Consider the following 11,009-nt stretch of genomic DNA (forward strand, 5'->3'; position numbering starts at 1 on the left):
TACAGGGGGTCGTACTGACGATCCGGGAATCACTCCCCGGTCGCCTTGGCGATGATCTCCTTCGACACGTTGGCCGGAACCTCCGCGTACGAATCGAACACCATGGAGTAGTTCGCCCGGCCCTGGGTCTTCGACCGCAGGTCGCCGATGTAGCCGAACATCTCCGAGAGCGGAACCAGCGCCTTGACGACACGGGCACCACTGCGTTCCTCCATGGCCTGGATCTGACCACGGCGGGAGTTCAGGTCGCCGATCACATCGCCCATGTAATCCTCGGGCGTGGTGACCTCGACCGCCATCATCGGCTCGAGAATCACCGGACCGGCCTTGCGGGCCGCTTCCTTCAGCGCCTGCGCGCCGGCGATCTTGAACGCCATCTCGGAGGAGTCGACGTCGTGGTACGCACCGTCGAGCAGGGTCACCTTCAGGTTGACCAGCGGGTAGCCGGCCAGCACACCGTACTGCATGGCGTCTTGGGCACCGGCGTCCACCGAAGGGATGTATTCCTTGGGCACGCGGCCACCGGTGACCTTGTTCTCGAACTCGTAGTGCGCCCCGTCCTCGCCGACGAACGGCTCCAGGGCGATGATGACCTTCGCGAACTGGCCCGAACCACCCGTCTGCTTCTTGTGGGTGTACTCGAGCTTCTCCACCGTCTTGGTGATGGTCTCCCGGTAGGCCACCTGTGGCTTGCCCACATTCGCCTCGACCTTGAACTCGCGTTTCATCCGGTCGACCAGGATGTCCAGGTGCAGCTCGCCCATACCGCCGATGACAGTCTGGCCGGTCTCGGAGTCCAACTTCACCGAGAAGGTGGGGTCCTCTTCGGCGAGCTTCTGGATCGCGGTCCCCAGCTTCTCCTGGTCGGACTTGGTCTTGGGCTCGATGGAGACCTCGATGACCGGGTCGGGGAAGGTCATGGACTCCAGCACGATCTGGTTGTTCGGATCGCACAGGGTGTCACCGGTGGTGGTGTCCTTGAGACCGATCACCGCGTAGATGTGGCCGGCGGTCACCGACGGAACCGGGTTCTCCTTGTTGGCGTGCATCTGGAACAGCTTGCCCAGCCGCTCCTTCTTGCCCTTGGTCGCGTTGATGACCTGCGCACCGGAGTCGACCTTGCCGGAGTAGACCCGGACATAGGTCAGCTTGCCGAAGAACGGGTGCACCGCGATCTTGAACGCCAGCGCGGCGAACGGCTCGTCGGCGCTCGGCTTGCGGCTGAGTACCTCGTCCTCCTTGCCGGGGACGGTGCCCTGCACCGACTCGACGTCCAGCGGCGAGGGCAGGTAGTCGACCACGGCGTCGAGCATGGGCTGCACACCCTTGTTCTTGAACGCCGACCCGCACAGGACGGGGTAGAGCTCGGAGTTGACCGTCATCTTGCGGATGGCGCCCTTGATCTCTTCGACCGTGAGCTCCTCGCCGCCGAAGAACTTGTCCAGCAGCGCCTCGTCGGACTCGGCGACCGTCTCCAGCAGTTCCTGCCGGTACTGTTCGGCCTTCTCCGCCAGCTCGGCCGGGATCTCCTGGACCTCGTACTTCTCACCGAGCTTGGTCTCGCCGGTCCACACCTTGGCGTTCATCTCGACCAGGTCGACGATGCCCTCGAAGGTGTCCTCCGCGCCGATCGGCAACTGGATGACCAGCGGCTTGGCCCCGAGACGGTCCTTGATGGTCTGCACGGTGAAATAGAAGTCCGCACCGAGCTTGTCCATCTTGTTGACGAAGCAGATCCGGGGCACGTCGTACTTGTCGGCCTGTCGCCACACCTGCTCGGACTGCGGTTCGACGCCTTCCTTACCGTCGAACACGGCCACCGCGCCGTCGAGCACGCGCAGCGAACGCTCCACCTCGACGGTGAAGTCGACGTGACCCGGCGTGTCGATGATGTTGATCTGGTTCTGGTTCCAGAAGCAGGTCACCGCGGCGGAGGTGATGGTGATGCCGCGCTCCTGCTCCTGTTCCATCCAGTCGGTGGTCGACGCGCCCTCGTGGGTCTCACCGATCTTGTAATTGACGCCGGTGTAGTAGAGGATGCGTTCGGTTGTCGTCGTCTTGCCCGCATCAATGTGGGCCATGATGCCGATGTTGCGGACCTTGTTCAGGTCGGTGAGCACGTCCTGTGCCACGGAAATCTTCCCCGCTCGTAGCTAGTTGGGATTCTCGGCGACGACCCGGTGCGGCCGTCTTCATATCAAGGCCGGAAGCGAAACCTTGGTGCCACTTCCGACGCTGGGTGCGATACGGCGTGTTCGAAAGCCTGCCCGGTGACGACCGGTCGCCGTCACCGGGTCCGACCGACTATGCCGTCTGCCTCCCGACCCCACAGCCTGGGCCGGGTAGACGTCACCAGCGGTAGTGCGCGAAGGCCCGGTTGGACTCGGCCATCTTGTGGGTGTCCTCGCGGCGCTTCACCGACGCACCCAGGCCGTTGCTGGCGTCGAGCAGCTCGTTGGCCAGGCGTTCGACCATGGTCTTCTCCCGACGCTGCCGGGAGAAGTTCACCAGCCAGCGCAGGGCCAGGGTATTGGCGCGCCCCGGGCGAACCTCGACCGGAACCTGGTAGGTGGCACCACCGACACGGCGCGGCTTGACCTCGAGCGAGGGCTTGACATTGTCCAGTGCCCGCTTGAGGGTGACGACCGGGTCGGTGCCGGTCTTCTCACGTGCCTGCTCCAGCGCGCCGTAGACGATGCGCTCGGCGGTGGACTTCTTGCCGTCGAGCAGGATCTTGTTGACCAGCTGGGTGACCAGCGGCGACCCGTAGACCGGGTCGTTGATCAACGGACGCTTGGGTGCGGGGCCCTTGCGCGGCATATCAGCTCTTCTCCTTCTTGGCGCCGTAACGGCTGCGGGCCTGCTTGCGGTTCTTCACACCCTGGGTGTCGAGGGATCCACGGATGATCTTGTAACGAACACCGGGGAGGTCCTTCACACGACCGCCGCGGACGAGCACCATGGAGTGCTCCTGCAGGTTGTGACCCTCGCCCGGGATGTAGGCCGTGACCTCGACCGCGCTGGTCAGCTTCACACGTGCGACCTTGCGCAGCGCGGAGTTCGGCTTCTTCGGGGTCGTGGTGTACACGCGGGTGCACACGCCACGACGCTGCGGGCTCCCCTTGAGCGCCGCGGTCTTCGTCTTCGCGACCTTGTCGCGGCGACCCTTGCGGACCAGCTGGTTGATGGTTGGCATAGACCGGCTTTCCTTATTGGTTATTGCGGTGTGGTGTAGGTCTGTCTGTATTCAGTTGCGGCGCCCACGCACCCTTGTTGGTCGCGAGCTCTCTCCGGGCCCGACGTTCGCGCCGCCTGTTCATCGAGCTTTAACCCGCACGTCCAACCACGTTTCTCGCGTCCCGAGGTCGGGCGTGTCGCACGCAGTTCGATTCCCACTTTCCGGGCACGCCGAATCTGTCGGCCGCTCTCGCTGGCCTACGGTACTGCGCTCGAACCGGCCCGCTGCTTCCGGGCACAGCGATCCACTGTACTCGGGCGTAGGAAGAGGGGTCAAAGGGGGGTCGACAACGACCCTGCACCCGCCGAAACCCAGCGATCACCGCGCCAGGTTCACGGTGAGTTCTACCAGTTTCTTGGCCGCTGCGCACGGATCCGGATGGGAACTGCCCGGCCGATAGTTGACCCACCAGCCGACCACACCGGAATCCGCGGCGCGTGCGCTCACCCCACACGAATCGGGATCGTTCGGCCGCCGGATCTCCAACGCCAGAGTGCCCTGCACCGAGGTGTTCGTGGTGGTGTAGCCGAGTCTATCGTTGGTCGACCGCTCATTGCGCAGGTTGCCGTTCTCGTACCAGTTGAGCGTGGCCATACCGATACCGCCCGGCGCGCTCTCCAGATCCCACATGCAGACGGCGCCGTTGAACGAAGGTCTCGGGCTACCCCCGCCGACCGCGTCCGCGATCTGCTCCTCGGTCACCACGTGGCATTCGCGCAGCAGTTTGTCGAAATTCATGTTGACCTGGGTGCTGCCTCCGACCGGGTTCGCGGATCCGGGGACGGTGTCGCCACATGCCACCCCGGCACCTCCCACCAGCACCACGAGCGCAACCACCCCCGCAGCGCCACGTGCCCTCATACCGGTCCTCATTTCAATCGCTGGATGGTCAGCTCGGCGAGCTTGCGGTTCTTCTCACACGGATCGGCGTTCCTGCTCCCGAAGAAGCCCACATCGCTGGACCATTCGAAAAAGTCGTCGTCGAGTTGGACCGCGAGGTCACAGATGCCGCCGTCCGCCGTGGAATCCTGGAAACCGGGATGGCCCACGACCGTGATCCGCTGCGGATTACGGCCCTGCGCGGTGACCCAGGCCAACTCACGATCGATGGGACTGCCGCGGTACCAGGCGAATGTGATACTGGACGAACCGATCCCTCCCGCCTGCCAGTTGCATCCCACGGCGTTCTTGAAGACCTGAACCGCCGGCCCCAGCCCCGCGATCGTGCTCACCTCCTCATCGGTGACGTGGCCGCACTCACCCGCGAACGGTCCCAGCGGGACGACCTTCGGCGGAGGTCGTAGTGACCCGGCCGAATCATCCGAATCACCCTCCGCCCCGCAGGCCGACACCAGCAACGCCAAGGCCAGCCCGCCGATGATCACTCGCGCCATCCGCATGCCCACGACTCTACCGACGCACCAACCGCTCCGGCGGTCCGAGACGATGACGACCCATCCGCGCCGACCCGACCGCGCCGACCCTTGCTTCCGGAGCGGCGCCTCCCTACACTGAGCCTTATCTCAAAGTGTTTCTCCTACAATATCTTTGGGAGAGCGGGGCGGGTCTCAACAGCTTATCGGGAGGGGGTTCGCTTTCTTCGTCATGACCGAGGTCATCCATAAGAGGCCGACCGGATCGGACCGGCCGGCGTAAGGAACTCGGCATCATGCACCGAATACACGCCCTATCGGCTTGTTTATACAAACGCATGGAGCCCAGATGAAAAGTGCTATGAAAACAGCCTTGGTTACCGCGATCATCGGTATCGCCCTCACCGCGGCTTCGGGTACCGCGACGGCGACGAATGCCATTATCGGCCACTATCCGAGCCACCGGGCCTGCATGCAGGTGGGGGAGAATCTGTTCGGTCCCTGGCACGGTCAGTACTGGTGCAACCCGGTGGAGGGTACGGACCAGTGGCAATTGCGCCGCGGTTCCGGAACCCCGTAACGCGCGGCACCGCACCTCAGGACCCGATTTCCCGAACCCCTAGGTGCTGCGGAGTCTTCCCGAAGGCAACCGGCCGTCCGGGAGGATTCCGCGTCGCACCGAGTTCACGGGCACCCGGTCACAGGTTTCCCCGGGCGTCCTGGTCCCGTTCCAACGCCTGGAAGAGCGCCTTGAAGTTACCCTTGCCGAAGCCCAGGGAACCGTGGCGTTCGATCAGTTCGAAGAACACCGTGGGACGATCGGTCAGGGGTTTGCAGAAAATCTGCAGGAGATAGCCGTCTTCATCGCGGTCGACCAGAATGCCGTGGCGCCGCAATTCCTCGATGGGAACCCGGACCTCGCCGATTCGGGCGCGCAATTCGGGGTCGCGGTAATAGGTGTCGGGAGTGGAAAGGAATTCCACGCCTTCTCGGCGCAGGGCATCGACACAGCCCAGGATATCGGAGGTGGCCAGGGCTATATGCTGGACACCGGGGCCGCGGTAGAACTCCAGATATTCGTCGATCTGGGAGCGTTTCGGACCGATGGCCGGTTCATTGAGCGGGAATTTCACGCGGTGATTGCCATTGGCGACCACCTTACTCATCAAAGCCGAGTATTCGGTGGCGATATCGTCGCCGACGAATTCGGCCATATTGGTGAAACCCATGACACGGCGGTAGAACCCGACCCATTCGTCCATCCGCCCCAGTTCGACATTGCCCACCACGTGATCGATCGCCCGGAACAGGCGGGCGGGGGCGTCGGGTCGGGGCCGGTACGTCGACGTGCGCGCCACATAGCCGGGCAGATACGGACCGGTGTAGCCGGAACGGTCCACGAGAGTGTGGCGGGTTTCCCCGTAGGTCGCCAGGGCGGCGCTGCGGACGGTACCGAATTCGTCGCTCTCGTCATGCGGTTCGACCAGCACGGTGGCGCCGTGGTCGCGGGCCCAGCGCACACAGCGGTCCACATCGGGAACTTCGAGCGCGATATCGACGACACCGTCGCCGTGCCGGCGGTGGTGCGCGATCAGCGGACTGTCCGGATCGACGGCGCCCCGCACCACGAACCGTACCCCACCACTGCACAGCACGAATGCCTTGTGGTCCCGGTTGCCGGTCTCCGGGCCGGAATACGCCACCAGCCGCATCCCGAACGCCGATTCCAGGAAATGTGCGGTCTGAGTGGCATTGCCGACCACCCACACCAGGGCATCCCAACCGATCACCGGGAAGGGGTCGGTATCGATGTCATGATCAACCAGGCCGACGAGCCCGCGCAATTCTTCTTCGGCGGGGGATGCCCGCCGGTCCTCCGGAGTGGGCGCGATGGTCATGAAACCAGGAAATCCCCACCCGAACGAGTAGGCAACACCATGGTCCAACAGTGGACACTCTGGTGATTCGGCCTAGTAGTTGCCCCGAAATGCTGGACAATTTGAATAGCAGAACGGAGGGCAGCCATGTCCCGTACGCCGGCGAAACTGGACGAGCTCGATCTCGCCATCCTCACCGCCATGCACGAATACCAGAAGGCAGGTGTGCTCGAGCTGTCCCGACGCACCCGCGTGGCACGGGCAACTGTGCAATCCCGGATCAACCGGATGGAGGAGGCCGGCATCATCGCCTCCTACGATCCGCAGATCGATATCACCGCCGCGGGTTTCGATGTGCAGGCCTTCGTCACCCTGGAGATAGCCCAGGGGGCGCTGGATATGCTGGCGGTCGAACTGGAGACGATCCCCGGGGTCTTGGAGGCGTACGCGACGACCGGTATGGGCGATGTGCTGTGCCGGATCGGCGCGGATTCCCATGCGGGGCTGCAGGGCGTGCTGCTCAGTATCGACCGGACCAGTTCGGTGGTCCGGTCGCACAGTGTCATCGTGCTCTCCACGGTGGTTCCCCGCCGTGCCCTACCTTTGCTGCGCACCCGGGTCGCCACCGGAACCACCAAGGCTCCGGCCTATCGGGACGTCCGCGAGCCCTGAGGGACGGCCCGCACGCCGCATGGCGCGGACACCGAACTCAGGGCGTGGTATCGGCGCCGATGTCGAGAATCTCCACCGCGGTCCGCAGTTCGGGTTCCGGGAAGCCCAGCGGCGCGTAGGCCTCGGCCTCCACCTCGGCCCGCTCGGCCGCCGTCCACGGACACAGAGGCGATATCCGCAGCCGGGCGGCGGCGTATCTGTCGCAGGCGAACTCGACAGTCGGGTCCACCGGCTCGAAATAGTGTTCCCTCTCGTCCGTGAATCGGCAGCGGCCGGCACCCACGTGAGGGTGTCGACCGCGGTGGTGTGCGGGGTGCTCGGCTTCTCGAAGCAGAAGTATCACAAGTGGTTGCGTAAGTTTGTCGGCGACCGCGACCGGGACGAGACGCACTTGATCAACGCAGTGCGCGACGTCTGGGATGAGCGCCGCTGTCAGGGAACCGGCCGAGCGCTGATGAACTCATCGACGGCTGGGCGGTATCGGAGCGTCGCGTGCGGCGGATCTGCTCGCAGGAGGGCAGGTTCTCGGTCGCGCACCACCGCAGGGGTCGGAAGAAGCACCGCCGGCCCGGTCCCGCGGTGCACGACGGTCTCGTACACCGCGAGTTCACCGCCGACACCCCGAACCGGTTGTGGCTCAGGGACAGCACTGAGCACCACACCAGCAAGGGCAAGCTCTATCCCTGTGCGGTCGAGGATGTGTTCTCGGACCGGACCCGTGGGGATACTCGATCGGCGACCGAATGAAAGCGCGCTTGGCCGTCGACGCGCTCACCGACGCCCGCGAACCGGCGCAGGACGCCCACCGGGATGATCGCCCACTCGGAGAGGGGACCGCAGTTTCGATCCCGGCGCTATCGCCGTGCGTTGCGCCGATTCGGGTTGCGCGGACCGATGGGCCAGGTCGGTGCGTGCGCGGACAACGCGGCGATGGAATCGTTCTTCGGCCTGCTGCAGAAGAACGTCCTCAACCAGCACTTCTGGGGCATCCGCGAGCAGTTCCGGCTCGCGACCGTGCACTGGATCGAAGCCCGCTACCACCGCAGACGCCGACAGCGCCGGCTCGGGAAGTTGACCCCCGTCGAGGAGGGTCATGCGCACGACCGTGCGCTCCCGCAGTGTCGTGGGCACGGTCGCCGGATCGAAATCGGCGATCCGGCTCCACAGCACGACGAGGCGGCACCACCTTCTGGGACGCAGACCCACCGGGCGGGCGCAAACCTCGTGCGCCGAGAGAGTGGAGCGCCGCAACGGCAGTTGGCGGGCCGGCAGGGCGCGGTTGGGCACCCGATTCGACAGTTCCACGGCGCCTCGCCCGTCGGCCGCGCGCTCAGCGCAACGTGACGACGACCTTTCCCGTGGCAGTGCGATTCTCCAGCGACGCCACCGCGTCGGCGGCCTTGTCCAGCGGGAACAGCACCGGCTGCGGCGGCGCGATTCTGCCGGCGGCCAGCAGCGGTTCCACCTCGGCCCACTGTTCGGCCAGGTACCCCGGATGCGACATCATCCAGGCGCCCCACCCCGCGCCGACCACCTCGACATTGTTGAGCAGCAGCCGATTCACCTTGACGGTGGGGATCTCGCCGCCGGTGAACCCCACCACCAGCAGCCGGCCCGCGGGTGCCAGCGATCGGATGCTGTCGGTGAACCGGTCCCCGCCCACCGGGTCGAGCACGATATCCACGCCCCGGTTGCCGGTCAGCTCCTTGACCCTGGCCAACCATCCGTCGGTGAGCACCACATCGGTGGCCCCGTTCGCCCGCGCGGTCTCCGCCTTTTCCTCCGTGCTGACCACGGCGATCACCCGGCCCGCACCGAGGGCCGCGGCCATCCGCAGTGTCGAGGTGCCGATACCGCCCGCGGCGCCGTGCACCAGCACGGTCTCACCCTCGGTCAGCCGGCCGCGGGTGCGGAGACAGAAGTGCACGGTGAGGTCGTTGAACAGAATCCCCGCACCGGCCTCCATCGAGATGTTGTCCGGTAGTCGGAACACCATCTCCGCGGGGGTCACCGTCACCTCGGCCATGGCATTGCCGAGCAGGGTCAGCGCGAGCACCCGGTCGCCCGGCTTCACATGCGCGCCCTCGGGAGCCTCGCGGACCACGCCCGCGACCTCGCCGCCGACGATATAGGGCATCTCGGGTTTCATCTGGTACAGCCCGCGCGTCATCAGCACATCCGGAAAGGCCACACCGGCCGCGTGCACGTCGATGACCACTCCGCCCGGGAAGACCTGCGGTTCCGGGATATCGACGATCTCGATCGCTTCCGGTCCATCGAGCCTGCTGACCTGAGCTGCGCGCATTTGCCGACCTTTCTGTCCGTGCCGTCGACGCGACCCGTCGCGCCGAACGGCCTTCCGGATCCACCTAACCGTCTCGCGACAGCCGCTGTCCAGATACCCGGGTTCACCGGGCCGAGCAAGCTCCGATATGACGGGACAAAGGGTCCATCGGCGGACAACCGACCACCGATCGGCACCGCGCCCGGGCCTGCCGATCGGACGGCTCGGCGCAAGAATGTGACGCACGCCCCGTAAAGTCGTCTCACAAGAGCACCGCAGAAGTACCGCGGACACCGTGCAGCGCGAGGAGCACAAGTGTCACTCGATCAGCCACTCGCCCCGCTTCCCCAGGAGGGCAGGGGCTTCGCTTCGACGTGGCCCGTCCGGGCCGGCGACGTGGATCCGTACAACCGGGTGCGGCTCGACAGTATCGCCCGCTATCTGCAGGACATCGCGTGGGAAGAACTGCAGCAGACGATGCTGCAACGCACCGACCCCGCGTGGATCATCCGCCGCACCGTCATCGATGTGATCCGCCCCGTGCTGTGGCCGGATCGGGTCCATCTGCTGCGCTGGTGCTCGGCCATGTCCACCCGGTGGGCCAATATGCGGGTCCAGATCACCAGCGAAAGCGGCGGCCTGGTCGAGACCGAGGGCTTCTGGATCAATATCAACGAGTCGAACAATATGCCGGCGCGGATCAGCGACGAGGGGCTGGCGTATCTGGCGCGAACCACACAGGAGCAGCGGCTGCGCTGGCGGCCCTGGCTCGTCGACACCACCCCGCCGGAATCGGATACCGATCTGCCGTTCCCGCTACGTGCCACCGATATCGACCAGTACAACCACGTCAACAATGTCAGCTACTGGCAGGCCGTGGAACAGTTCCTGGTGGACTATCCCAAGCTGGTGAGCAGCCCCTACCGCGCCGTTGTCGAGTACGTGGCGCCGGTGCTGGCCCGCCAACACATCAGCGTCCGCAGCCGGTACGAACCCGGCGACCGCACCGGGGGACGGCCCACTCTGCGGCTCTGGTTCGTCGTCGAGGGAACCACGACCACCGTTGTCCGGATCATGCCCCTCCCCCACTGACCCGGCCCGCCCCCACCTCCTGAGGCACATCGCCTGGGCGGCCGGGCACCCCATTCCGGCCCGAACCGCCCACAACGATCCGCACCGGAGGAATCGCGCGGGCAGGAATGACCGGCTCACCCACGCTGCCATCCCGTAGCGTCAGCGTTACTTCCCCGGGACCCACCACCCGGCGATCACTGGCCCGCCCCGGCCGCACCCCTCGGAGCGGAGCCCTGGTCTCTGCCTCACGAGAGGAGGAAGCCCCAGACAATAGACCCCGCCCCACGCCCCCTCGGACATCTCACCCAACGGTCGCAGCCCGCCCCGGGTCCGGACCACCCGAAGCGACATCGCCTCGGCGGCGGCGCGGAGAACTCGGCGGCGGCGCGGAGAAAGAGAACAACCAGGGCCACGAAGACCCCGACAGCACCACCGCTGGCGCCCCGATCGAACACAGCCCGCCCCGGCCCCGACCACCCGAAGCGACATCG

Annotated in this window: 12 protein-coding genes; 4 read left to right on the forward strand and 8 right to left on the reverse strand. The window is 65.7% G+C overall.

What is annotated here, in order from left to right; translation table 11 throughout:
* Nucleotides 1–29 precede the first annotated feature (29 nt).
* The 5 genes from fusA to ON20_RS22665 all read right to left on the reverse strand — a co-directional run bounded on the left by fusA (nucleotide 30) and on the right by ON20_RS22665 (nucleotide 4,638).
* Nucleotides 30–2,132 carry an elongation factor G gene (gene fusA / locus ON20_RS22645; RefSeq protein ID WP_040838377.1) on the reverse strand — a complete coding sequence of 701 codons (2,103 nt, stop codon included), beginning with the start codon at nucleotides 2,130–2,132 and terminating at the stop codon, nucleotides 30–32.
* A 217-nt stretch (nucleotides 2,133–2,349) separates the two neighbouring features.
* Nucleotides 2,350–2,820, reverse strand: a complete 471-nt coding sequence (gene rpsG, locus ON20_RS22650) for a 30S ribosomal protein S7 (RefSeq protein WP_040722238.1) — start codon at nucleotides 2,818–2,820, stop codon at nucleotides 2,350–2,352.
* Nucleotide 2,821: 1 nt separating this feature from the next.
* Complete coding sequence (rpsL, locus tag ON20_RS22655; RefSeq protein WP_030525247.1) at nucleotides 2,822–3,196, reverse strand: 30S ribosomal protein S12; 375 nt, start codon at nucleotides 3,194–3,196, stop codon at nucleotides 2,822–2,824.
* 360 nt (nucleotides 3,197–3,556) lie between these two features.
* Nucleotides 3,557–4,099, reverse strand: a complete 543-nt coding sequence (locus tag ON20_RS22660) for a DUF3558 domain-containing protein (RefSeq protein ID WP_040838428.1) — start codon at nucleotides 4,097–4,099, stop codon at nucleotides 3,557–3,559.
* Nucleotides 4,100–4,107: 8 nt separating this feature from the next.
* On the reverse strand, nucleotides 4,108–4,638 hold the full coding sequence (locus ON20_RS22665; RefSeq protein ID WP_051163125.1) for a DUF3558 domain-containing protein: 531 nt from the start codon (nucleotides 4,636–4,638) through the stop codon (nucleotides 4,108–4,110).
* A gap of 322 nt (nucleotides 4,639–4,960) precedes the next feature.
* Here ON20_RS22665 and ON20_RS22670 point away from each other — a divergent pair, with 322 nt between their 5' ends.
* Entirely contained in the window at nucleotides 4,961–5,191 is a 231-nt protein-coding gene (locus tag ON20_RS22670) for a hypothetical protein (RefSeq protein ID WP_040838383.1), read from the forward strand.
* 118 nt (nucleotides 5,192–5,309) lie between these two features.
* On the opposite strand, the gene hppD is transcribed toward ON20_RS22670, so the two are convergent.
* On the reverse strand, nucleotides 5,310–6,509 hold the full coding sequence (gene hppD / locus ON20_RS22675) for a 4-hydroxyphenylpyruvate dioxygenase (RefSeq protein ID WP_040838385.1): 1,200 nt from the start codon (nucleotides 6,507–6,509) through the stop codon (nucleotides 5,310–5,312).
* 126 nt (nucleotides 6,510–6,635) lie between these two features.
* Here hppD and ON20_RS22680 point away from each other — a divergent pair, with 126 nt between their 5' ends.
* A complete protein-coding gene (locus ON20_RS22680; protein WP_040838387.1) occupies nucleotides 6,636–7,160 on the forward strand; it encodes an Lrp/AsnC family transcriptional regulator in 525 nt (174 codons plus the stop codon).
* A gap of 37 nt (nucleotides 7,161–7,197) precedes the next feature.
* On the opposite strand, the gene ON20_RS34730 is transcribed toward ON20_RS22680, so the two are convergent.
* The gene (locus tag ON20_RS34730; RefSeq protein ID WP_157228955.1) at nucleotides 7,198–7,389 is read right to left on the reverse strand and encodes a hypothetical protein; all 192 of its coding nucleotides are present in this window, start codon (nucleotides 7,387–7,389) and stop codon (nucleotides 7,198–7,200) included.
* Between the two features lie 638 nt (nucleotides 7,390–8,027).
* Between ON20_RS34730 and ON20_RS36670 the strand changes: the two genes are divergently transcribed.
* Nucleotides 8,028–8,504 (forward strand): integrase core domain-containing protein, encoded by a 477-nt coding sequence (locus tag ON20_RS36670; protein ID WP_218002593.1) that lies wholly within the window; start codon nucleotides 8,028–8,030, stop codon nucleotides 8,502–8,504.
* On the opposite strand, the gene ON20_RS22690 is transcribed toward ON20_RS36670, so the two are convergent.
* Complete coding sequence (locus tag ON20_RS22690) at nucleotides 8,491–9,465, reverse strand: NADPH:quinone oxidoreductase family protein (protein WP_040838389.1); 975 nt, start codon at nucleotides 9,463–9,465, stop codon at nucleotides 8,491–8,493. The two genes, ON20_RS36670 and ON20_RS22690, sit on opposite strands and share 14 nt — an antisense overlap.
* Before the next feature lie 294 nt (nucleotides 9,466–9,759).
* On the opposite strand from ON20_RS22690, the gene ON20_RS22695 reads away from it, so the two are divergent.
* Complete coding sequence (locus ON20_RS22695) at nucleotides 9,760–10,536, forward strand: acyl-[acyl-carrier-protein] thioesterase (RefSeq protein WP_040838391.1); 777 nt, start codon at nucleotides 9,760–9,762, stop codon at nucleotides 10,534–10,536.
* Nucleotides 10,537–11,009: the final 473 nt, after the last annotated feature.

The organism is Nocardia brevicatena NBRC 12119, from assembly GCF_000308495.1.
Lineage (GTDB): Bacteria > Actinomycetota > Actinomycetes > Mycobacteriales > Mycobacteriaceae > Nocardia > Nocardia brevicatena.